The sequence below is a fragment of the Szabonella alba genome (assembly GCF_016765775.1).
In the GTDB taxonomy this organism is placed as follows: Bacteria; Pseudomonadota; Alphaproteobacteria; order Rhodobacterales; family Rhodobacteraceae; genus Szabonella; species Szabonella alba.
On sequence record NZ_JAESVN010000003.1, the window covers coordinates 291,884 to 313,396 of the forward strand.

The 21,513-nt window shown below is 65.4% G+C and carries 20 protein-coding genes and 1 tRNA gene; 2 read left to right on the forward strand and 19 right to left on the reverse strand.

Annotated features, from left to right (window positions below; genetic code table 11):
* Positions 1 to 3 precede the first annotated feature (3 nt).
* From JL811_RS09050 to JL811_RS09060, 3 genes are all read right to left on the reverse strand, one after another.
* Positions 4 to 1,986, reverse strand: a complete 1,983-nt coding sequence (locus tag JL811_RS09050; RefSeq protein WP_202688277.1) for an ATP-binding protein — start codon at positions 1,984 to 1,986, stop codon at positions 4 to 6.
* A gap of 113 nt (positions 1,987 to 2,099) precedes the next feature.
* Entirely contained in the window at positions 2,100 to 3,704 is a 1,605-nt protein-coding gene (locus JL811_RS09055) for a carboxyl transferase domain-containing protein (RefSeq protein WP_202688278.1), read from the reverse strand.
* Positions 3,705 to 3,753: 49 nt separating this feature from the next.
* The gene (locus JL811_RS09060; protein WP_202688280.1) at positions 3,754 to 4,914 is read right to left on the reverse strand and encodes an isovaleryl-CoA dehydrogenase; all 1,161 of its coding nucleotides are present in this window, start codon (positions 4,912 to 4,914) and stop codon (positions 3,754 to 3,756) included.
* A 176-nt stretch (positions 4,915 to 5,090) separates the two neighbouring features.
* Between JL811_RS09060 and kdsA the strand changes: the two genes are divergently transcribed.
* Positions 5,091 to 5,924, forward strand: a complete 834-nt coding sequence (kdsA, locus tag JL811_RS09065; protein ID WP_202688282.1) for a 3-deoxy-8-phosphooctulonate synthase — start codon at positions 5,091 to 5,093, stop codon at positions 5,922 to 5,924.
* Between the two features lie 112 nt (positions 5,925 to 6,036).
* Here kdsA and JL811_RS09070 read toward each other — a convergent pair whose 3' ends face one another.
* Genes JL811_RS09070 through JL811_RS09080 form a run of 3 tightly spaced genes read right to left on the reverse strand, consistent with a single transcriptional unit; the run spans position 6,037 to position 7,997 of the window.
* Positions 6,037 to 6,513: a DUF2948 family protein gene (locus JL811_RS09070; RefSeq protein WP_202688283.1), complete on the reverse strand. Its 477-nt coding sequence runs from the start codon at positions 6,511 to 6,513 to the stop codon at positions 6,037 to 6,039.
* Positions 6,510 to 7,778: a UDP-N-acetylglucosamine 1-carboxyvinyltransferase gene (gene murA / locus JL811_RS09075; protein ID WP_202688285.1), complete on the reverse strand. Its 1,269-nt coding sequence runs from the start codon at positions 7,776 to 7,778 to the stop codon at positions 6,510 to 6,512. The genes JL811_RS09070 and murA overlap by 4 nt, the downstream gene beginning before the upstream one ends.
* Positions 7,779 to 7,787: 9 nt before the next feature.
* Complete coding sequence (locus tag JL811_RS09080) at positions 7,788 to 7,997, reverse strand: hypothetical protein (protein WP_202688287.1); 210 nt, start codon at positions 7,995 to 7,997, stop codon at positions 7,788 to 7,790.
* A gap of 122 nt (positions 7,998 to 8,119) precedes the next feature.
* Here JL811_RS09080 and JL811_RS09085 point away from each other — a divergent pair.
* Positions 8,120 to 8,194: transfer RNA gene (locus JL811_RS09085), tRNA-Thr, on the forward strand.
* Positions 8,195 to 8,270: 76 nt separating this feature from the next.
* On the opposite strand, the gene JL811_RS09090 is transcribed toward JL811_RS09085, so the two are convergent.
* From JL811_RS09090 to JL811_RS09150, 13 genes are all read right to left on the reverse strand, one after another.
* The gene (locus JL811_RS09090) at positions 8,271 to 9,500 is read right to left on the reverse strand and encodes an MFS transporter (RefSeq protein ID WP_202688289.1); all 1,230 of its coding nucleotides are present in this window, start codon (positions 9,498 to 9,500) and stop codon (positions 8,271 to 8,273) included.
* Between the two features lie 222 nt (positions 9,501 to 9,722).
* Positions 9,723 to 10,043 carry a ribonuclease E inhibitor RraB gene (locus JL811_RS09095; RefSeq protein ID WP_202688291.1) on the reverse strand — a complete coding sequence of 107 codons (321 nt, stop codon included), beginning with the start codon at positions 10,041 to 10,043 and terminating at the stop codon, positions 9,723 to 9,725.
* Positions 10,044 to 10,120: 77 nt separating this feature from the next.
* Positions 10,121 to 11,455 (reverse strand): 8-oxoguanine deaminase, encoded by a 1,335-nt coding sequence (locus JL811_RS09100; protein WP_202688292.1) that lies wholly within the window; start codon positions 11,453 to 11,455, stop codon positions 10,121 to 10,123.
* 102 nt (positions 11,456 to 11,557) lie between these two features.
* Positions 11,558 to 12,640 (reverse strand): bifunctional diaminohydroxyphosphoribosylaminopyrimidine deaminase/5-amino-6-(5-phosphoribosylamino)uracil reductase RibD, encoded by a 1,083-nt coding sequence (gene ribD / locus JL811_RS09105; protein ID WP_202688294.1) that lies wholly within the window; start codon positions 12,638 to 12,640, stop codon positions 11,558 to 11,560.
* A complete protein-coding gene (gene nrdR, locus JL811_RS09110) occupies positions 12,637 to 13,104 on the reverse strand; it encodes a transcriptional regulator NrdR (RefSeq protein ID WP_202688295.1) in 468 nt (155 codons plus the stop codon). Before nrdR ends, ribD begins: the two co-directional genes overlap by 4 nt.
* Positions 13,105 to 13,347: 243 nt before the next feature.
* Positions 13,348 to 13,839: a GNAT family N-acetyltransferase gene (locus JL811_RS09115; RefSeq protein ID WP_202688298.1), complete on the reverse strand. Its 492-nt coding sequence runs from the start codon at positions 13,837 to 13,839 to the stop codon at positions 13,348 to 13,350.
* A gap of 46 nt (positions 13,840 to 13,885) precedes the next feature.
* Positions 13,886 to 15,466 carry a Ppx/GppA family phosphatase gene (locus tag JL811_RS09120; protein WP_202688300.1) on the reverse strand — a complete coding sequence of 527 codons (1,581 nt, stop codon included), beginning with the start codon at positions 15,464 to 15,466 and terminating at the stop codon, positions 13,886 to 13,888.
* 72 nt (positions 15,467 to 15,538) lie between these two features.
* Positions 15,539 to 17,725 carry an RNA degradosome polyphosphate kinase gene (locus JL811_RS09125; RefSeq protein ID WP_202688301.1) on the reverse strand — a complete coding sequence of 729 codons (2,187 nt, stop codon included), beginning with the start codon at positions 17,723 to 17,725 and terminating at the stop codon, positions 15,539 to 15,541.
* 88 nt (positions 17,726 to 17,813) lie between these two features.
* Positions 17,814 to 18,485: a P-loop NTPase family protein gene (locus JL811_RS09130; RefSeq protein ID WP_202688302.1), complete on the reverse strand. Its 672-nt coding sequence runs from the start codon at positions 18,483 to 18,485 to the stop codon at positions 17,814 to 17,816.
* On the reverse strand, positions 18,482 to 19,561 hold the full coding sequence (locus tag JL811_RS09135; protein ID WP_202688303.1) for an AI-2E family transporter: 1,080 nt from the start codon (positions 19,559 to 19,561) through the stop codon (positions 18,482 to 18,484). Before JL811_RS09135 ends, JL811_RS09130 begins: the two co-directional genes overlap by 4 nt.
* A gap of 130 nt (positions 19,562 to 19,691) precedes the next feature.
* Positions 19,692 to 19,880 carry a DNA gyrase inhibitor YacG gene (locus tag JL811_RS09140; protein WP_202688304.1) on the reverse strand — a complete coding sequence of 63 codons (189 nt, stop codon included), beginning with the start codon at positions 19,878 to 19,880 and terminating at the stop codon, positions 19,692 to 19,694.
* Complete coding sequence (locus tag JL811_RS09145) at positions 19,877 to 20,917, reverse strand: ribonuclease E/G (protein ID WP_202688515.1); 1,041 nt, start codon at positions 20,915 to 20,917, stop codon at positions 19,877 to 19,879. The genes JL811_RS09140 and JL811_RS09145 overlap by 4 nt, the downstream gene beginning before the upstream one ends.
* An 8-nt stretch (positions 20,918 to 20,925) precedes the next feature.
* Positions 20,926 to 21,501, reverse strand: a complete 576-nt coding sequence (locus tag JL811_RS09150; RefSeq protein WP_202688305.1) for a Maf family protein — start codon at positions 21,499 to 21,501, stop codon at positions 20,926 to 20,928.
* Positions 21,502 to 21,513 lie beyond the last annotated feature (12 nt).

Sequence of the window (21,513 nt, forward strand, 5' to 3'; positions counted from 1 at the left end):
GGCCTAGCCCTCCCCGTCCCCGGACAGAGCTTCCAGCCGGATCAGTGCTGCCCCGGCCTCGACCTGCGCGCCCACGGCAACCAGAACCTCGGCCACCACGCCATCGCGCGCCGCGGTCAGCGTATGTTCCATCTTCATCGCCTCCAGCACGGCCAGACGGTCGCCCGCAGCCACAACGTCACCCGCCGCAACCAGCACCGATTTCACCAATCCGGGCATCGGGGAAAGCGTCACATCCCCCCCCACCCCGGCCTGCGTCTGACGGTCCAGCGGGTCGATCCGGTCCAGCACCAGAACCGGCCGCCCCTCGGGCAGGAGCACATGCAGCCGCGCGCCATCCGTCACCACCTTCATCGGCGCACGGCCCTCGACCGACCAGCCGCTTGCCGGGTAAGTGACAAGGCCCGCCCGTTCGGCAAGGAACAACTGCCCGCCCAGTTCCACCTGCGCGCGGTTCGGCGCCGCAAGGGTGATGCGCCCGCTGACCTCCCCCTCCGGTCCCGCAAGGCTCACTATCCATCCCATGGGCTGCCAAATCGTGAATCCCGCCAGCGCATCGCCGGGCAGAGCGGCGGCGGCCAGCAGCGCCGTGACCTCGGCCGCGCAGGTCAGATGGTCGCGCGGGGGCGTGGCGGTCAGGGCGTCCAGATCCCGCGCGATCAGCCCGGTATCGACATCGCCCGAAGCAAAGCCTTCATGCCGGGACAGCGCGTGAAGGAAGGCCAGATTGGTCACTGTGCCCGCCACCTCAGTGCCCGCAAGCCCGCGTTCCAGCTGCCGCAGCGCGACGGCGCGGGTCGCACCATGGGTGATGATCTTGGCGATCATCGGATCATACCAGGGGCTGATCGTATCGCCCGCCCGCACCCCGCTATCGGCCCGCACGCCCGCCGGAAAGGCCAGATGCGCCAGCCGTCCCGTTGCAGGCAGGAACCCTGCCGGGACATCCTCGGCATAAAGCCGCGCCTCGAAAGCATGGCCCTGGATCGCCAGATCCTGCTGCCGCAGGGGCAAGGGTTCGCCTGCCGCGACGCGCAGCTGCCATTCGACAAGGTCGATGCCGGTGATCGCCTCGGTCACGGGATGTTCGACCTGAAGCCGCGTGTTCATCTCCATGAACCAGAAGCGGTCAACGCGCAGCCCGTCAGAGGCGTCGACGATGAATTCCACCGTGCCTGCGCCACTGTATCCGATGGCCTCGGCGGCGCGCACCGCAGCCCCCCCCATGGCCGCGCGCATCTCGGGCGTCATGCCGGGGGCCGGGGCCTCCTCGATCACCTTCTGATGACGGCGCTGCAGACTGCAATCGCGTTCGAACAGATGCACGGCATTCGTGCCGTCGCCAAAGACCTGCACCTCGATATGGCGCGGCTTTTCGACATATTTCTCGATCAGCACGCGGTCATTGCCAAAGGCGGTCGCGGCCTCGCCCTTGGCCGAGGCCAGCGCCGCAGCGAAATCCCCGGCCCGGTCGACACGGCGCATGCCCTTGCCACCGCCCCCCGCCACGGCCTTGATCAGAACCGGATAGCCGATGGTTTCGGCCTCCTGCACCAGCCGTTCGGGGGATTGCTCTGCCCCCTGATAGCCCGGCACCACCGGCACGCCTGCGCGCGCCATGAGATCCTTGGCCGCATCCTTCAGCCCCATGGCCCGGATCGCATCGGCGGGCGGCCCGATGAAAACCAGCCCCGCTGCCGTCACAGCCTCGACGAAATCGGGGTTTTCAGACAGAAAGCCATAGCCGGGGTGAATCGCCTCGGCCCCCGTGGCCAACGCCGCGGCGATAATCGCATCGCCTTTCAGATAGCTGTCTGCCGGACGCGCGCCGCCGATGGGCATGGCCTCATCGGCCAGCGTCACATGCAAGGCATCCGCATCGGCATCGGAATGGACGGCGACGCAGGCCACGCCCAGGGATTGCGCGGAACGGATCACCCGGCAGGCGATTTCGCCGCGATTGGCGATCAGGATCTTGCGGAACATGGGCAGCCCTCGTTCTGGCGGCGAAGCAGGGGTTTTCCACCCCCGCACCCCCGGAGGATATTTGCAAACAGGTGAAAGGGGGCGCGGGATAAGGTCCGGGTCATGCGCATGGGCTACATCCGGAACAGGCCGAAGCGCGTCGGCTCGATCGGGGCATTCAGGGCGGCCCGCAGGGACAAAGCCAGCACCTGCCGCGACCGGCGCGGGTCGATGGTTCCGTCATCCCAAAGCCGCGCCGAGGCGTAGAGCGGATGCGACTGGCGTTCGAACATCTCGACGGTGGGGCGCTTGAATTCGGCCTCCTCGGCCTCGGTCCATGTACCGCCTGCCCGTTCGATCCCGTCACGCCGCACCGTGGCCAGAACCCCCGCCGCCTGCGCCCCCCCCATGACCGAAATCCGGCTGTTGGGCCATGTCCACAGAAAGCGCGGCGAATAGGCCCTGCCCGCCATGCCGTAATTGCCCGCCCCGAAACTGCCACCGACCAGCATCGTGATCTTCGGCACATTGGTCGTGGCCACCGCCGTCACCAGTTTCGCGCCATGCCGGGCGATGCCCTCATTCTCATATTTCCGTCCCACCATGAAGCCGGTGATGTTCTGCAGAAAAACCAGCGGGATGTTGCGCTGGCTGCACAATTCGACGAAATGCGCCCCCTTCACCGCCGCCTCGGAAAACAGCACGCCGTTATTGGCGATGATCCCCACCGGGCAGCCCATGACATGGGCAAAGCCGGTGACCAGCGTTTCCCCGAACCGCGCCTTGAATTCATCAAAGCGCGAGCCATCGACCAGCCGCGCAATCACCTCGCGGATGTCATAGGGGCTGCGCAGATCGGCGGGAACGACACCCAGGATTTCCTCGGGGTCATAGGCGGGATCCTCAGGGCTTTGCCATTGCACGCTTGCGGGCCGGGTCCGGTTCAGATTGGCGACCGCGCGCCGCGCCAGCGCCAGCGCATGGGCGTCATCCTCAGCCAGATAATCGGCCACGCCGGAAAGACGCGTATGCACATCGCCGCCGCCCAGATCCTCGGCGCTGACCACCTCACCGGTGGCAGCCTTGACCAGTGGCGGCCCTGCCAGAAAGATCGTGCCCTGATCCTTCACGATGATCGTCACATCCGACATGGCGGGCACATAGGCCCCGCCTGCGGTGCAGGAGCCCATCACAACGGCGATCTGCGGAATGCCCGCCGCCGACATGCGGGCCTGATTGTAGAAGATACGCCCGAAATGGTCACGGTCAGGGAACACCTCATCCTGATTGGGGAGGTTTGCGCCGCCGCTGTCGACAAGATAGAGACAGGGCAGATGGCATTCTGCCGCGATCTCCTGCGCGCGCAGGTGTTTCTTGACCGTCATCGGGTAATAGGTGCCGCCCTTCACCGTGGCATCATTGCAAACGATCATGCAATCCTGCCCCGAAACGCGCCCCACCCCGGCGATCACCCCTGCCGAAGGCGCCGCCCCGTCATACATCCCATGGGCGGCGGTGGCCCCGATTTCCAGAAAGGCCGATCCGGCGTCCAGCAGCCCCGCCACCCGGTCGCGCGGCGCCATCTTGCCGCGTCCGATGTGACGGGCCAGCGCCTTTTCCCCGCCGCCCGCTGCGGCAAGCGCGGCGGCGGCCGCGACGACCTCAAGCGCCTCAAGATGCGCGGCGCGATTGGCGCGGAAGGGTTCGGATCCGGTCAGTATCTGCGACGTCAGCTTCATGTCTTGGTCCTTCGGCACCGGGGATCATCACAGGGTGGCAGGCGCGGGTTCATTCCCGCCCCATCAGTTCACGGCCCACCAGCATCCGGCGGATTTCAGACGTGCCTGCGCCGATCTCCATCAGCTTGGCATCGCGGAACAGACGGCTGACGGCGGAATCGTTCAGGAATCCTGCCCCGCCCATGGCCTGCACGGCCTGATGCGCCTGCACCATGGCCTGTTCGCTGGCATAAAGCACACATCCCGCCGCATCGGCCCGCGTGACCGCGCCCCGGTCGCAGGCGCGCGCGACCTCATAGACATAGGCCCGGGCCGAATTCAGCGCGACATACATATCCGCCAGCTTGCCCTGCATCAGCTGGAAATCCCCGATGCGCTGGCCGAATTGCCGCCGCTCACGCAGATAGGGCAGCACCTCATCCAGACAGGCGGCCATGATACCCGTGCCGATCCCCGACAGCACGACCCGTTCGTAATCCAGCCCCGACATCAACACGCGGACGCCGCGCCCTTCCTCACCCAGAACATTCTCGAAAGGAACCTCGCAATCGTCGAAAATCAGCTCGGCCGTGTTCGATCCGCGCATTCCCAGCTTGTCGAAATGCGGGCTGGTCGAGAATCCCTTCATCGACTTTTCCACGATGAAGGCGGTGATGCCCCGACTGCCCGCCCCGGGATCGGTCTTGGCATAGACCACCAGCGTATCGGCATCGGGGCCATTGGTGATCCAGTATTTCGTGCCGTTCAGCAGGTAATGGCCGTTGCGCCGTTCCGCGCGCAGCTTCATCGACACGACATCCGACCCGGCCCCGGCCTCGGACATCGCCAGCGCGCCGACATTGCGGCCCGAAACCAGCCCCGGCAGATAACGCTGTTTCTGCGCTTCGGTGCCGTTCAGCTTGATCTGGTTGACGCAAAGATTGGAATGCGCACCGTAAGACAGGGAAACCGAGGCCGAAGCGCGGGCGATTTCCTCGATCGCCACGACATGGGCAAGATAGGACATGCCCGCGCCGCCATATTCCTCGGGCACTGTGATGCCCAGCAAGCCCAGATCCCCCATTTCCTGCCAGAGCACGGCGGGAAATTCATTGCTGCGGTCAATCTCGGCGGCCATTGGCCGGACCCGTTCCTGCGCCCAGCGATGCACCATGTCGCGCAGGGCCGAAACATCCTCGCCCAGATCGAACTGCATGGATTCCGTGAACATCGCGCTACCCCCTCCCAGGAATTGAACGTATGTTCATTTAATACCCGATGCGCCCCCCCGACGTCAAATCAATTTGAAACGCCCGACTGCAAAGATTGACAACGCCGCCCCGCTGCGGCACCGGCAGGAAAGAGGTGCTGCATCCCCGGCGCCGAAGCCAATCGGAAAGGATCGCCATGGAACCGGCAAGACAGGTACGGGCAGGCACTGTGACCTTCGACAATGCCGGGCCGCTGGCCTTCATCCTTGGCCCCTGCCAGATGGAAAGCCGCGATCATGCGCTGGAGATGGCCGCCGCCATTGCCGAGATCACCGCCGCGACCGGCCAGCGCGCGGTGTTCAAGGCCTCATACGACAAGGCCAACCGCACCAGCCTGTCGGGCGCGCGCGGCATCGGCATGGCCCGGGCCATGGAGGTCTTTGCCGAGATCAAGGAGAAGCACGGCTTTGCAGTCCTGACCGATGTGCATGAAGCCGCACATTGCGCGCCCGTCGCCGAAGTTTGCGATATCCTGCAGATCCCGGCCTTTCTGTGCCGCCAGACCGATCTGCTGATCGCCGCTGCGCAAACCGGGCGGGTGGTCAATGTCAAGAAAGGGCAGTTTCTGGCCCCCTGGGACATGAAGAATGTCGCGGCCAAGATCACCGGATCGGGCAATCCGAACCTTCTGCTGACCGAACGCGGCGTCTCGTTTGGTTACAATACGCTTGTCACCGATTTCCGCGCCCTGCCGATCATGGCCGAAACCGGCGCCCCGGTGATCTTCGACGCCACCCATTCGGTGCAGCAACCGGGCGGTCAGGGCGGATCGACTGGCGGGCAGCGGGAATTCGTGCCGGTGCTGGCGCGCGCTGCCGTGGCGGTGGGGGTTGCGGGTGTCTTCATCGAAACCCATGACGACCCCGACCGCGCACCCTCGGACGGGCCGAACATGGTGCCGCTGTCGGAACTGGGGGCGCTGCTGACCTCGCTTGCCGCGATTGATGCACTGGTCAAGGGCCGCATCTGACGCGCCACGCGCGCCTGCCCCATTAACCTTGCAAGAATACCTTGGGGCAAAAATACCTCGGGGTGAGCCGCCACCGGCGGCGAGGGGCAGCGCCCCTCAGCCTTCGACCGTGCTACGCCCCGTGATCCGGCGCCTTGCCCGAGGGCGCGCGATAGGGCCGGGTCACATCCCGCGCCGTGGCGTTCAACGCTTCGACCTCCAGTCGCAGCGCCCCGTCGCCCGCCAGTGTCAGGATGACCGCACCGGTGCCGTCTTCGCCCGGCTCGAATTCCAGCGACAGGATGGACAGAACCGTATCTTCATCCCCCCGGGGCAGTCCTTGCGAACGCACGGCCATCACATCGCGGAACAGGACCATCGTGCGCACCCGCTCGAACGCGCGGCCCTCGCGCGTGGCGGCCTCCCGGTCCTCCCAGCGAAAGCGATTGGCCAGCAGCGCAAATTCCCGAGATCTGGCGATATGGCGCAGATCGGCAACGGTCAGCACCGCATCCTGCAGCAGGGCCGACAGCACGGTCAGATCCCCGGCATCCTGCACCAGAAAGGCAAGCGGGCGTTCGGCCCCGTCGGCGTAGGAGGCGTCCGTCATGCTGCGATCCGTTCGATCTTTGCCCCACAGGCGCGCAGTTTTTCCTCGACCCGCTCATAGCCGCGATCAAGGTGATAGACGCGGCTCAGCACGGTTTCTCCCTCGGCGGCCAGCCCGGCAAGGATCAGACTGACCGAGGCCCGCAGGTCGGTCGCCATCACCGGCGCACCGCGCAGCCGGTCCACCCCGGTCACTGTCGCCGTGCCACCATGCACCTCGATCCGCGCGCCCATGCGGGTCAGTTCGGGCGCATGCATGAAGCGGTTCTCGAAAATCCGTTCCTCCAGCACCGACACCCCGTCAGCGGTGCAAAGCAGCGCCATCATCTGGGCCTGCAGATCGGTCGGAAAGCCGGGGAAGGGTTCGGTCACCACATCCACCGCCCGCACCCGGCCATTGCGCCGCGCGACCTTCAGCCCGCGCGCCGTCTCCTCAACCGTGATCCCCGCCGCATCCAGCCTTTCGCAGAAAGCGCCCAGCAACTCGATCCGCCCGCCCAGAAGCTCAACTTCACCGCCGCAGATCGCGGGGGCCAGCATATAGGTGCCCAGCTCAATCCGGTCGGCAACCACCGGATGGGTCGCCCCGCCCAGACGGTCCACCCCCTGAATGGTGATGGTCGATGTTCCCTCGCCTTCAATCTGCGCGCCCATCCGGCGCAGGCATTGCGCCAGATCCACAATCTCGGGTTCGCGCGCGGCGTTCTTCAGAACGGTCGTGCCGCGCGCCAGCGTCGCGGCCAGCAGCGCATTTTCGGTCGCGCCGACCGAGACGATGGGAAATTCGAAAACCGCGCCTTTCAGCCGCCCGCCGGGGGCCTTGGCATGGACGTACCCGTCGCGCAGGTCCAGTTCGGCCCCCATCGCCTCCAGCGCGCGCAGATGCAGATCAACGGGCCGCGCGCCGATGGCGCAACCGCCGGGCAAGGAAACGATGGCATGGCCGTCCCGCGCCAGCATCGGCCCCAGCACCAGAATCGAGGCGCGCATCTTGCGGACGATATCGTAATCCGCCGTATGATTGTGGATGTCATGGCTGGACATGGCCAGCACCTGCCCCGATTGCAGGCTGGCCACCTCGGCCCCCAGACTGCCCAGAAGCTGGGTCATCGTGCGGATATCCGACAGTCGCGGCGCATTGGTCAGCGTCAGCGGCTCTTCGGTCAGCAAGGTCGCGGGCATCAGTGTCAGACAGGCATTCTTGGCCCCTGCAATCGGGATCTCACCCTGAAGCGCCCCGCCGCCCCGCACCACTATCGAATCCATCGTCCTGCCCTACTCTGTGCTATCTGTGTGATCGGCCCCGCCGGGGGTGTCATTGTCCCCCGACCGCGCCCTTGCCTGTGCCTTGCGCCGCGCCATATTGGCCTTCAGCGCCGCCCTGAGCCGCCCTTCCCGCGTGTCGGCAGCCTTGGCCGCACCGGGTTTTCCCGGTGCCTGCCCCTTGGTTCCGGGCGCTGTCGGCGGTCTTTCTTCCTGCGTCATGTCCCCTCTGTAGCGCAGCGGCAAAAAAGGGTCCAGATTGCCCTTGCATGGTCCGGAGTTTCCAATTAATCAGCCGCCACATGACGCGAAACGGCCCGGACGGACCCTCGCGACATCAAGATGCTGTGGTAGCTCAGTGGTAGAGCACACCCTTGGTAAGGGTGAGGTCGAGAGTTCAATCCTCTCTCACAGCACCATCCTAACCCCTGTGAATTCAATTCAGAATTTGAAACCTGCGCGGCACAGTCCTGTTCCCGCGCAGCCCCTTGTTCTTCAGGCCGCCGCCTTTTCCGCGTCTGCTGGGGCACGGCTGGCGCCCAGTCTGGGATGCAGCCGCCCGGCGATGGCGAAGGCCACCCCCATGCCCAGGCCGCAGGCGGCAAAGACCCCCGCCACCGGGGAAACCAGCAGCACCAGCCAGGCGACACCGGGCGTCAGAATCCCCGAGACATCGCGGAAACTGGAATAGACAGCCGCCATCTCGGTCCGTTCCGAGGGTTTCACCGCCATCAGGAAGGGCAGGCTGCCGCAGACATCCAGCATGACCAGCCCGATCGAGGCCAGCATCAGCGTGGCCACAACCGCCCAGGGCACGGGCGCCGCAATCCAGGCCACTACGAACAGCACTCCACAGAACGCAAAAGTCATCCGCACCGCCGCGCGCACAGAAAAGCGATGCACCAGCCGCAGCATCAGGGGGGTGGCGAACAGCAGCGCATTTGACAGTGAGAGCGCAATGCCGCCGATGGTTTCCCCCAGCCCGTTCTGGATTGCGTAGATCGGCAGATAAACGACATAGACCCACCAGCCGCAGGACCGGATCACCGCGAAAAGCCAGCCTGCGATCAGCCTAGGCTGATCCAGAAACCGCCCCAGAAAGGCCAGCGGGTTGGGTGCGGGCCCCTTCGCCCTTGCGATCTGCTTGCCATTGCCCAGCCGCAGTTTCCAGAACACCGCGATCAGCGCCACGGCAAAACAGGAGGCAAGGATGAAGGGCGCGGGTTCCCACCAGTTCAGCAGCCAGACCCCCAGCACCGGCCCGATCATCCAGCTGGCGGCACTGTAGACCATGCGCATGCTTTCATTGCGGCCCAGTTCGGCACGCCCGATATAATCCAGCACATAGGCATTGAGGCAGACCGAAAAGGTGACCGTGCCGACCGCATTGACCATCAGCGCCACGGCCTTGAGCTCCGGCACCCCGGTCAACGCCAGCCCCATGCCGCATAGGTACAGCAGCCCCGCCAGCGTGAAAACCCAGCGCCGCGCCACGAACCGCGTCAGCCAGGGCACCATCATCCCGCAGACCAAGGAGATGATCCCGACCGTGAAATAGATCCCCGAAACCAGCCCCGCATCCTGAAAGGCGCGATACAGGACCAGCGGCATCACCGACAGCAACACGCCCCGGATGCCCGCCTCCAATGATGACAGAAGCGCAAAATGCTCGACCCTCGGCGTGGGCGAATGGGTCAGGTATAGCGGACTGCGCGGTGTGAACATCGGGACATTGGCCTGTGGCGGGGCGATGGATCCGGCTTATCCAGAATCCATGATCACGCCTGTCCTCTGTGGCGCGATTCGCAAGGGTCTTCAATCACGTGCAAGACGCATCAGGGGTCGGTTTCGTCACATCCGCCCCGTCGCCAATGGCAGGGCCGATAGAAGGGCAGCGAATGGCGGCCCTAAATCAGCCCGCGCTGAACCGGGTCGGGCCGCGCGGGATCACTCCAGCAATTCCCAGCCATCGGGCTCAAACCCGAAGGGCAGCGCGATCTTCGTTGCGCGCTCCTCCTCGGTCCAGATTGCCGTGGCGGTAATCGCAATGGGGCCGATCCGGGCCTCCAGCGTCTCGCCATCCTCATCCAGCCTTGTCTCGAATCCCGCTGCCTTCAGCGCCTTTTCGACCTTGGCAAAGGGCGCATCCAGATCATCGGCCAGAAACAGGAAATTCACCACGGCCCGGGCTGGCAGATCCTCGATCTTGCCGATCTCCTCGAAGGTCTCGAAGGTCTCGGCGCGCTGCGCTGCGTAATCATGGCTCATATCCGCCTCCCGGCTTGGTCCTGTCCCCTCTGATGCGACGGATCACGCAGATTGGCAAGGGCCGGGCGGCGCGGGCCTTATCCCATCAGCCGGCGCGCCAGCCGGTTTTGCCGCTCGACCAGCAGGGGAAGATCAACCGTGGTCAGAACCCCGCCCGCAACCACCTGCTTTCCCTCGACAAACAGATCGCGAACCCGGGTCGGACCGGCCAGCAGCAGCGCCGCCTTGTCCCAACTTCCGGCGCTCTCAACGCCCGAGACATCCCAGACCGCGATATCCGCCCGCTTGCCAAGGTCCAGACTGCCGCAATCGGTGCGGCCCAGAACCTGCGCCCCGCCCCGGGTCGCGATTTCCAACGCCTCACGCGCCGACATCGCATCCGCGCCTTGCGCCACGCGCTGCAACAGCATCGCCTGCCGCGCCTCGGCCACAAGGTTTCCGGCATCGTTCGAGGCCGAGCCATCGACCCCCAGCCCGACCTTGACGCCCCGGTCACGCATCGCCCGCACCGGCGCAATCCCCGAGCCCAGCCGACAGTTCGAACAGGGGCAATGCGCCACCCCGGTTTGTGATCTGGCAAACAGATCAATCTCCTGCGCGTCGATCTTCACGCAATGCGCATGCCAGACATCCGGCCCGGTCCAGCCCAGATCCTCGGCATACTGGCCCGGGCGGCAGCCGAAATTGGCAAGGCTATAGGCGATGTCCTCGTCATTCTCGGCCAGATGGGTATGCAGCATCACGCCCTTGTCGCGGGCCAGCAATGCCGCCTCTCGCATCAGGTCACGACTGACCGAAAAGGGCGAACAGGGCGCAATACCCACCCGGACCATCGCGCCGGGGCGCGGATCGTGGAAGGCATCGACCACCCGGATGCAATCCTCCAGAATTGCCGCCTCCCGCTCCACCAGAGCGTCGGGCGGCAGCCCCCCCGCGCTTTCCCCGATACTCATCGCGCCGCGCGTGGGATGGAAGCGCAGCCCCACCTCCTGCGCCGCGGCAATCGTGTCATCCAGCCGCGCGCCGTTGGGATAAAGATAAAGGTGATCAGAGGTCATCGTGCAGCCCGACAACGCCAGTTCCGCAAGCCCCGCCTGCGCCGAGACAAACATTTCCTCAGGGCCGAACCGCGCCCAGATCGGATAAAGCGTCTTCAGCCAGCCAAACAGCAGCGCGTCCTGACCACCCGGCACGGCACGGGTCAGCGTCTGGTAAAGATGGTGATGCGTGTTCACCAGCCCCGGCGTGACCACGCAGCCCCGGGCCTCGATCACCCGGCCTGCGGTTTCCAACCCGTGGCCCAGTTCCGCGATCACCCCGTCCCGGATGCGCAGATCGGCCCCGGCAAGTTCGGTCCCCGCCGCATCAACGGTCAGAATCGTATCTGCATTTCTGATCAGGATTTCAGACATTTGCGCCCCTTCTTTCACCCTGTTCGGCAGGTTTCAGCCTTACGCGACAGAACAGGGGTGAAGGACTCGCGCGGCAGGGATCAGACTAACAGCCTGCCCCTGTCAGGAAAAGCGCCAGACCGACAGGATATCTTCGCCGATAGCGCGAAACTCTTTCAGGCGCAGATGCGGGGCGTCGCGCAGCGCCTCCAGCCCCAGCGGCCCCAGCGCCGCGCGCCCCTCCTGCCCGATCAGACGGCCCGCGTTGAACAGCACCAACTCATCCACCAGCCCGGCCCGGACCAGCGCAGCACCCAGGCCCGCGCCGCCCTCACAGAACACCCGGGTGATCCCTTCGGCGGCCAGCGCCGTCAGCGCGGCACGCAGATCGGGATGCCCGCCGCTTTGCAGCAGGGCGAACAACCTTGCGCCCGTTGCCTCCCAGCCCTGCGTTGCGGCACCTTCTCCATGCAGCACCCAGACCGGGGCACCGGCAGCCAGACGCCCCAGACGGCTTTGCGGATCATGCCGCAGGGCGCCGTCGAACAGCACGCGCACCGGCTGCGCCACAGCCCCCAGTTCGCGCACCCCCAGATCGGGATCGTCGGCCAGTGCCGTGCCCGACCCCACCATCACCGCATCATGCGACAGCCGCATCGCATGAACCGCGCGCCGTGCCTGCGGCCCCGTGATCCAGCGGCTTTCGCCGGATGCGGTCGCGATACGCCCGTCCAGCGTGGTTGCCAGTTTCAGCGTGACAAAGGGCAGTCCCTGCCCGATCCGTTTCAGAAATCCCGCATTCAACTGCCGCGCCTCGGCCTCCCGCAGCCCTTCGGTCACGGGTATCCCCGCCGCGCGCAGCATCGCATGACCCCGCCCGGAAACCCGCGGGTCGGGATCGGTCAGGGCAGAAACCACCCGCACAACACCCGCCGCGATCAGCCCTTCGGCACAGGGCGGGGTCTTGCCGTGATGGGCGCAGGGTTCCAGCGTGACATAGGCGGTAGCGCCACGCGCGGCGCTGCCCGCCATATCCAGCGCCCGGCGTTCGGCATGAGGCCGCCCGCCCGGCTGCGTCCAGCCGCGCCCGATCACGCGGCCGTCTTTCACGATCACACAGCCAACCGCCGGATTGGGCCAGACGCGCCCCAGACCCCGCGCCGCAAGCCGCAGCGCGTGGTCCATATGGGCCTCATCCCCGGTCATTCCTCGACGGCAGGGCCGGGGCGCAGTTCGGAAACGAATTTGTCGAAATCATCCGCCGCCTGAAAGTTCTTGTAAACGCTGGCAAAGCGCACATAGGCCACGGTGTCTATCCGGGCCAGGCTTTCCATCACGATCTCGCCGATCACTTTCGACGAAATATCCGTCTCGCCCAGACTTTCCAGCCGCCGCACGATGCCGGAAATCATCTGATCCACCCGTTCAGGGTCGATGGGTCGCTTCTGCAGCGCGATGCGGATCGAGCGTTCCAGCTTGGTCCGGTCGAAATCCTCCCGCTTGCCGGATGATTTGATGACCACCAGATCACGCAACTGCACCCGTTCATAGGTCGTGAACCGCCCGCCACAGGCCGGACAGAACCGCCGCCGTCGGATCGAGACATGATCCTCGGCAGGCCGTGAATCCTTTACCTGCGTGTCGATATTTCCACAAAATGGGCAGCGCATCGGCTGTTTCCCCTTCCTTGTCTTTTGTCCCGCCTCAGATGCGGGGGTTCGCCCCCCTGCTTATGCCGGAACTATAGGTTCCCCCCGAAGTCTTGGGTAGGTCATTCTGCCGGCCACCACATATCCACAGCGGACCTGTGGCCCATGGGACTCAATTCCATCCATTCACCTTGCCCAAATACCTCGGGGGTGAGCCCCGCAGGGGCAAGGGGGCAGCGCCCCCTTCCCGCCCCATCCGTCCGTTCAGGCCGACAGGATCTTCTGCATCAGTACCAGATCCATCCAGCGCCCGAATTTCCAGCCTGCCTGCGGGATGCGCCCCACCTCCTGAAATCCGAGGGCACGGTGAAAGGCGATTCCGGCGGTGTTCTCACCGCTGATCCCGCCCATCAATGAGGCGATATCCTGCCCCCGCGCCACCGTTTCCAGCGTCGCCATCAACGCGCGTCCCAGCCCGCGCCCATGCGCGGATGGGTCCAGCAGGATCGTATGTTCGGCAATGCGGCGATAGCCGACGCCGCCGCGAAATGCGCCATAGGTCGCAAAACCCAGCACCTGCCCCGCCTCTTCGGCCAGCAGGAACGGCTGCCCGGCCCCGGCCTTGGCCGCCAGCAGCTCCCCGATCTCATCGCCGGTTTTTTCAACGTTGTTGAAGGTCGCCGCCGTATAGCGAATCACCGGGTTCCAGATCCGCAAGATGGCGGCACCATCCGCCGCAGCCGCCGCACGGATCATATCGCAGCCCCGGTGCCGGGCATCAGCAAGACGCCAAAGCGCATTCTCAGCCTTCTGCCCCGGGCAGAACCACCTTGGGCGTGCCCCCCATGGCGCTGGCCAGCGACCGGAACCGCGCCTGCGTGACCTCACCGTAAAGTCCGACGCCCAGCGGGGTCAGTGTCAGTTCCAGCACCTTCTTCTTTGCCAGCCAGCGCAGATGCCCGGCACTTTCCGGCCCCTTGGCTGAAAACATCGCGCCGAACCGCATGGCCTTGCCCAGCACCTCGGCCTGCCGGATCTCATCGTCCTGCAAAAGCTGGAACAGCGATTCCAGCCGCGTGCCCGACCGGGAATTCTTGTAGCGGTGCAGCAGCGAAAGCCCCAGAAAGACCCTTCCGCGATGATCGAGCCCGCCCAGATTGGCGCGGGTCGCATTGTCGAAACAGACCTCGGCGCGGTAATCGGGATGGGCGCGCCATGTCGTGTCATGCAAAAGACAGGCCGCCTTGATCAGCCGCAATCGCTCGGGCGGTTCATTGCCGAAAATCGGCAGCAGGAAATTGTACAGCTTCTTGCCAAAGCCCGGCAGCCGGGCCGAGGTCTGTTCAGCGGCGCGCGCCGCCTCGATCAGCGGATCGCGGGCGCGCAGCCGTTCGGGCATCTGTTCATAAAGCAGCCCCTCGCGGATCCCGTAGGAAGAAACGTCGATCTCTTTCGGCTGAAAGACCCGGATTAGTTCGCGCAGCATCTCACAGGCCAGCGGCACCAGTTCCATCCGTTCGGCCGAGGTGCCGGTGCGGGCGCGCAGAATTGCCGGATCATTCGCGGCAATCCAGTCGATCGTCGCCAGCACGGATTTCGGCGTCATGCGGTATTCATGCAGCACGGTCAGCGGATAGTTGCGCCGCTCCATATCCAGCCGGGCGATGACCCGCCATGAACCGCCCACCAGATAGATCCGGTCATTCTCGGGCTTGATGATGTCTTTCAGCCGCCGCAACACCCGGTCGATCACCGCGCGGCGCTTTTCGGCCCCGCCCTCGATCTGCTGCAGACGGAACGGCCCCAGCGGGGATGAGGCGCGCGCGCCCACCTTGCCATTGCCGATCCGCGCCAGTTCCATCGAGTTGCCGCCGATATCGCAGACAATCCCCTTGGCCTCGGGCCAGCCCAGCAGAACGCCCTGTGCCGAAAGCCGTGCCTCTTCCTTGCCGTCGATGACCCAAAGCCGCAGCCCGGTTTCGGCCTCGACCTGCGCCTGAAATTCGGGGCCGTCCTCGGCCTCGCGCACGGCGGCGGTGGCGACACAGGTCAGCGGCGCGATCTCCATGCCTTCGGCCAGCAGCGCGAAACGGCGCAGCGCGATCAGGGCGCGTTCGCGGCCTTCGGGGTTCAGCCGTCCGGTTTCGGCCAGCCCCTTGCCCAGCCCCGCCATCAGCTTTTCATTGTAGAAATAGGCAGGGCTGCGGGCGGCCCCGTCAAAGACCACCATCCGGACCGAGTTCGAGCCGACATCGACAACCCCGACCCGGCTGAGCGCGCGGGCCGACGGATCGTCAAACAGCGGTTTCAGAAAGGGCCCATCCTCGGCAGACCAGTCATAGTCCTCGCCCGTTTCGGGCGCGGTTTCGGTCTTGCTGGCCATGGTGAAGCCTCCTTTGGATCCGCGCCGACGATGCCGCGTCGCAGCGGCAGCGTCAACGCCTTCCCCGACGGCCTAGCCGGTGTTTTCGTCACGCGAATGGGCCAGTCGCGGCACATCCTTGGCCCCGGCGGTTCCGCGCCCCGACAACGACGGGTTTTCCATGAAGAAGCGGTGACATGAAAACAGCGTGCCTTCAGTGGGTTGCAGGCTGCGCTCATAGCGTCCATCGGGATGCAGGATCCAGCTTTGCGCCTCATCCGCCATATTGGCGGCCATGATCTGGCTGACGATCTGCGCCTTGACGGTGGGGTTATGCGCCTCGACCAGCGTTTCCACCCGCCGCGTCAGGTTGCGCCCCATCCAGTCCGCCGAAGACAGGAAGACCCGCGCCTTTTTCGAGGGCAAGCCACCGCCATTGCCGAAACAGACGATGCGGCTGTGTTCCAGATAGCGCCCGACGACCGATTTCACGCGGATATTCTCGGACAGGCCCTTGATGCCGGGGCGCAGCGCGCAGATGCCGCGCACCACAAGGCTGATGCGCACACCGGCAGCACTGGCTGCATAAAGCGCGTCGATCACATCGGGTTCGACCAGCGAATTGACCTTGACCCAGATCTCCGCCGGACGCCCTGCCCGGGCATGATCGGCCTCGGCCGCGATCAGTTCCAGAAGCCTCGGCTTCAGCGTGGTCGGCGCGATGGCAAGGTTTTCCAGCCCCTCGGGCTGCACATAGCCCGAAAGATAGTTGAACACCTTCGTTGCATCCCGCCCTAAAGCCCCGTCACAGGTGAAAAAGCTCAGATCCGTATAGATCCGCGCGGTGATCGGGTGGTAATTGCCGGTGCCGTAATGGGTATAGGTGACAAGATTGTCGCCCTCCCGCCGCACGACGGTAGAGATTTTGGCGTGGGTTTTCAGGTTCATGAACCCGTAGACCACATGCGCACCCGCCCGCTCCAGCCGCCGCGACTGGCGGATATTGGCGGCCTCGTCGAAACGCGCCTTCAACTCAACCAGTGCGGTCACGGATTTCCCCGCCTCGGCGGCCTCACAAAGGGCGGCCACAACGGGGCTTTCGGCGCTGGTGCGGTAAAGGGTCTGCTTGATCGCCAGAACATCCGGATCGCGCGCCGCCTGTTCCAGATAGCGCACTACCATGTCGAAGGTCTCATAGGGGTGATGCAGCAGCATGTCCTTCTGACGGATCGCGGCAAACATGTCGCCGTCATGATCGGTGACCCGTTCCGGCACGCGGGGGGCGAAGGGCGGCCAAAGCAAATCCTTGCGATCCCCCAGCACCAGTTCCTTGAGATCGGCAACCCCCAGAAGGCCGCGCACCTCGACCATATCGGCGGCGGTGACGTCCAGTTCTTCCATGATCATCGCGCGCAGGTCCGCAGGTGCGCCCGCCGACATCTTCAGGCGGATCACCTCCCCCCGGCGACGGCGTTTCAGGGCGGTCTCGAATTCGCGGACCAGATCCTCGGCCTCGTCCTCGACCTCCAGATCGCTGTCGCGCAACACGCGGAAACTGCAATGACCCCGGTCCGAATAGCCGGGAAACAGCATGCTCAGATGCAAGAGCAACAGCTCTTCCAGCGGCAGGAAGCGGTTTTCGCCGGATTTGGCGGGCAAGGCCACGAATCGTGCAATCTGCTGCGGGATCGGCAGCAGCGCCTGCAGCGCACGGCGGTCCGAACTGCGCTCAAGCTCCAGCGCAAGGCAAAAGCCGGTATTGGGAATGAAGGGAAAGGGATGCGCCGGGTCAATGGCCAGCGGCGACAGGACCGGGAAAACCTTGTTGATGAAGTGGTCCTCAAGATGCTTCAGGTCGCGGCTGGTCAGTTTCGACCGGGTCAGGATCGAGATGCCCTGCCCTTCCATCTCTTTCTTCAGACGGTTGAACACGATCTGCTGATTCTGCATCAGCCGCCGCGCGTCCTCATTGATCAGCGCCAGCTGTTCGGCAGGGCTGCGGCCATCCTCGGAAACCGCGGTCTTGCCGCTCCGGATCAGGGCGCGCAGACCGGCCACGCGGACCGTATAGAACTCATCCAGATTGGTGGCCGAGATCGACAGGAAGCGCAGCCGTTCCAGCAAGGGGACCGACGGATTTGATGCCTCTTCCAGCACCCGCCAGTTGAAGGCGAGCCAGCTGAGTTCACGGTTGAAAAAACGCTTCGGTCCCTGCGTCTCTGCCTCGGGCAGATCAGCGGGAGCGGAGAACGGAGCCTTGAGGAAATCTGCCTGTGTCATGATCTGCTGCGTAAGCGCCCTTTGTAACGGGCCGGTGACGGTCCAGCCCTGCCCGGATCTTTGTCTGCCCTGACCGTTCCTGCCCCGATCATTCGCCGCCCAGAACGCGCTTGGCAAGCTTCTGTGTGATGGCCCCGCCTGCGGCCAACGCCCCATGGTCCAGCGCCGCGACCAGCGCGCGCGCGCCGGCAAGGCTGCGCTCCATCCGCGCCAGCAGATAGGGTATCAGCGAGGCCGGAACTGCCAGTTGCCGATCGGCGAAGAGTTTGACCAGAACGGCGGCCAGCAGGGCGTCATCGGGGGGCTGCAAGGCAAGCTGCGCCATGGATTGCATGCGGCTTTGCAGATCGGGAAGTCGCAGACCCCAGCCCGGCACCGGGCCGCGCGCGGTGATCAGCAGCGCCACGCGCCCTGCCGCGGCGATGTTGTAAAGGTGAAACAGCGCATCCTCGGCCGCGGAAGCGCCGCCGATGCGGTCGGCATCCTCGACCACCAGCGCGCGCCCTTCGGCCAGCGCGGGCAGATCCTGCCCCGGCAGGCTGGCCGCCGCGATGATGCGCGCCCCGCTTGCATCCGCCCAGACATGGGCCAGATGCGTTTTGCCGGCACCTTCCGGCCCGATCAGCAGCATCCGACCCTCGGGCCAGTCACGCCAGCCATCCAGCCCCGCCAGCGCGGCTGCATTGGCGCCGGATACAAAGAAATCCTCCCGCCCCCGCGCCGTGCGGTGCGGCAGGTCAAAGGCCAGCTGTCGTGTCACCCCTCGGGCTCCGAAGTCTCGTCCGGTGCATGTCCGCGATACAGCATCGAGGTCTCGTATTCCCCGATGCCCCAGCGGACCAGCACGCCGATGGCCGCTGCAACCGGCACCGCGACCAGCATGCCGACAAAGCCGAAGGCCGCACCAAAGGCCGAAAGCGCAAAAAGCAGCCAGACCGGATGCAGGCCCACCGAATCCCCCACCAGACGCGGGGTGATGATATTGCCTTCAAGAAACTGGCCAAGGGCGAAGATGCCCGCGACGATGCCGATGGACACCCAGTCCCCCCAGAACTGGAACAGCGCCAGCCCAATGGCCAGCGCGCCGCCGATGATGGCCCCGATGAAGGGAATGAAGGTGATCGCCCCGGCAATCGCGCCGACCACCAGCCCGAATTGCAGACCCGCCAGCATCAGCGAGATGGAATAGAACAGCCCCATCACCAGACAGACGCTGAGTTGTCCGCGCACGAAGCCTGCCAGCACGCGGTCGATCTCACGCGCCAGAAAGCGGATCGTCGGCGCATGGTCGCGCGGCAGCAGGCTGTCGATGCGGGCCACCATGCGGTCCCAGTCCAGCAGCAGATAGAAGGCCACGACCGGAACGACCACAATGAAGACCACCGCGTTGATGACCCCAAGCGCCGAAGAAAACAGCGTGCCCGCCAGTTCACCGCCGCGTTCCTTGATCGTGTCGCCAATGGTCTTGAACGCCTCCCGCACCGGGCCGTCATCCGCCATCATGTCGGGAAAGCGGGCATTGACGAAATCCTGCAGCCGCGTGAAAATCTCGGGGGCCGCGTTCACAAGCTGGGTCAATTGCTGGGCCAGCGTCGGAATCACCGCGATCACCAGCAGCACGACGACGATCAGCATGGCAAGCGAGATCACCACTGTCGACATGATGCGGCCAAGACCCAGCCGTTGCAGGCGGTCCGCGACCGGATCCAGAAAATAGGCAATGGCCCCGCCGAACAGGAAGGGCGCCATGACCGGCCCCAGCAGCCAGAGCAATGCCAGAATGGCGATGGCGGCGATGCCCCAATACAGAAATTGCTGTCGGACCGGAAGTGCCATGAATGCCCCTTTCAGGACCGGCAGAACGGGGTCCCTGCCCTCATATCACCCTTGGGTCCGGTCAGTGCAAGTCCCTGTTCCGATGGCGTGCCGCGCCCGATGTCATCAGCCCCGCCCGATCCGCTGCCGCCTAATGCGGGCGCTTGCGCTCATCGGCCTCGGGGGAAATGTTCTGCAGGTCTTCCGCCTCAACCGGGTCATCGGACGGGATCGCATAGCTTCCCTTCAGCCAGCGGCCAAGGTCGATATCGGCGCAGCGGCGCGAACAGAAGGGGCGATAGGCCGGATCACCCGGCTTGGCGCAGATCGGACAACTCATGCCAGCACCTCGGCCAGCGGCGCGCGGTCGCGTTTGCGCACCAGTTCATAAAGGCCGATCGTCGTCCAGCCCGCCAGATTGGTCTCGGCCGCCTCCCCCTTGAAGGCCGCGCGCAGCACCTGATCCAGAACCGCGCGGTCGCGCTTCGGCATCGGGGCGAAATCGACCACGATCTGCCCGCCCAAGCCCCGCAGCCGCAACTGGCGCGGCAATTCCCGTGCGGCGGCGATATTGGTCTTGAGCCCGGCAGCGGGGGAACTGTCGCCCCCGGTATTCACATCCACCGCAACCAGCGCGCGCGTCGGTTCAACCATCATATGCGCCCCGCCGTCCAGATCCACGCGGGGGCCAAGCAGCGCCTCGATCATGTCCTCGACGCCGTGATCGGCAAAGCAGCCCTTGCGGTCCTCGACGGCATCGGGGGCCGGTTCGGCCCAGTCACGCCATGCGGTATCCCGCGCGCCCGCACCCTCAACCAGCAGTTCCGGCCCGCCCACAAGATCGGCCAGAACCGCCTCGGCCAGCCCGCGCATCTGGGCGATGTCCCCGGCAATCTCATCGGCTTCGGCACCCTCGCAGGCAGATCGCAGGATCAGCCCCAGCCCTGCATCCGCGCCCGCCATCCCCGCAACCGCCAACGCCTCAAGCGTGGCGCGGATCTCGCTGTCGCGGATCCGGCGTGAGATGTTCAGCCCCGGCGCGCCCGGCGTCACGATGGCATGGCGCGACTTGAACAAAAGCCGCGTCGTGACAGGCACCGCCTTGCCCGGTTCCGCCGGTCCGGTGACCTGAACCAGCACCGGACGCCCCGGTGCCAGCCCGTCGGTCTGGCGCAGAAAGCCGCTGGCGCCGGGCAGTTTGACGAACATGCCGCCCATGCCCTTCATCGGGCGGTCGGCAATCGCGCGGTAGATCGCGCCGGTCAGCGGGCGATCATCAGACGGATCGACCAGCAATTCTTCAAGCCGGCCATCGATCAGCAGGGCCGCAACCTCACGCTCGCCGATCTCATCCAGCAGGATCACCCGCCCCTGCATACCGCGCGTCATTCCGCCCTCCAGACCGGCCAGCCCGCCGCTGCCAGCATTGCCGCCGTTTCGGCCACAGGCAGGCCCATGATGCCAGTGAAAGACCCGGAAATCCACGGGATGAAGGCCCCGGCCATGCCCTGAATGCCATAGCCCCCGGCCTTGCCCTGCCAGTCGCCACTGGCCAAATAGGCGTTGAGTTCGCCATCTGACAGCCGTTTCATCTTAACCGCCGACACGACCTCACGCGTCCACATCTGCCCATCCCGGCGCAGTGCAATGGCGGTGATGACGGAATGGCGCCGCCCGCCAAGAGCCAGCAGGAACTGTGCCGCCTCGGCCGCATCGCGCGGCTTGCCCATGATCCGGCGGCCAAGCGCCACGGTGGTATCGGCGCACAGCACCAGATCACCCGGCCCGGCCTGCACGGCCGCAGCTTTCTCCCGCGCGATCCGGGCGCAATAGACGCGGGGCAATTCGCCCTTCAGCGGATCCTCGTCGATATCCGGGGGCAGGATCGCATCCGGCACAACGCCGATCTGCGCCAGCAGATCGCGCCGTCGCGGGCTGGCGGAACCAAGGATCAGGCGCATGGGACCGACGCG

Coding starts and splice junctions, on each gene's coding strand:
- JL811_RS09115 (WP_202688298.1), bottom strand. CDS start 13,839: ATGATCCGTGCGGCGGCTGCGGCGGATGGTGCCGCCATCTTGCGGATC.
- JL811_RS09140 (WP_202688304.1), bottom strand. CDS start 19,880: ATGAGTTGTCCGATCTGCGCCAAGCCGGGTGATCCGGCCTATCGCCCC.
- kdsA (WP_202688282.1), top strand. CDS start 5,091: ATGGAACCGGCAAGACAGGTACGGGCAGGCACTGTGACCTTCGACAAT.
- ribD (WP_202688294.1), bottom strand. CDS start 12,640: ATGACCGGGGATGAGGCCCATATGGACCACGCGCTGCGGCTTGCGGCG.
- JL811_RS09090 (WP_202688289.1), bottom strand. CDS start 9,500: ATGTTCACACCGCGCAGTCCGCTATACCTGACCCATTCGCCCACGCCG.
- murA (WP_202688285.1), bottom strand. CDS start 7,778: ATGGATTCGATAGTGGTGCGGGGCGGCGGGGCGCTTCAGGGTGAGATC.
- JL811_RS09100 (WP_202688292.1), bottom strand. CDS start 11,455: ATGTCTGAAATCCTGATCAGAAATGCAGATACGATTCTGACCGTTGAT.
- JL811_RS09145 (WP_202688515.1), bottom strand. CDS start 20,917: ATGCAGGGGCGGGTGATCCTGCTGGATGAGATCGGCGAGCGTGAGGTT.
- JL811_RS09070 (WP_202688283.1), bottom strand. CDS start 6,513: ATGACGGACGCCTCCTACGCCGACGGGGCCGAACGCCCGCTTGCCTTT.
- JL811_RS09150 (WP_202688305.1), bottom strand. CDS start 21,501: ATGCGCCTGATCCTTGGTTCCGCCAGCCCGCGACGGCGCGATCTGCTG.
- JL811_RS09095 (WP_202688291.1), bottom strand. CDS start 10,043: ATGAGCCATGATTACGCAGCGCAGCGCGCCGAGACCTTCGAGACCTTC.
- JL811_RS09135 (WP_202688303.1), bottom strand. CDS start 19,561: ATGGCACTTCCGGTCCGACAGCAATTTCTGTATTGGGGCATCGCCGCC.
- JL811_RS09120 (WP_202688300.1), bottom strand. CDS start 15,466: ATGGCCAGCAAGACCGAAACCGCGCCCGAAACGGGCGAGGACTATGAC.
- JL811_RS09055 (WP_202688278.1), bottom strand. CDS start 3,704: ATGAAGCTGACGTCGCAGATACTGACCGGATCCGAACCCTTCCGCGCC.
- nrdR (WP_202688295.1), bottom strand. CDS start 13,104: ATGCGCTGCCCATTTTGTGGAAATATCGACACGCAGGTAAAGGATTCA.
- JL811_RS09060 (WP_202688280.1), bottom strand. CDS start 4,914: ATGTTCACGGAATCCATGCAGTTCGATCTGGGCGAGGATGTTTCGGCC.
- JL811_RS09050 (WP_202688277.1), bottom strand. CDS start 1,986: ATGTTCCGCAAGATCCTGATCGCCAATCGCGGCGAAATCGCCTGCCGG.
- JL811_RS09080 (WP_202688287.1), bottom strand. CDS start 7,997: ATGACGCAGGAAGAAAGACCGCCGACAGCGCCCGGAACCAAGGGGCAG.
- JL811_RS09125 (WP_202688301.1), bottom strand. CDS start 17,725: ATGACACAGGCAGATTTCCTCAAGGCTCCGTTCTCCGCTCCCGCTGAT.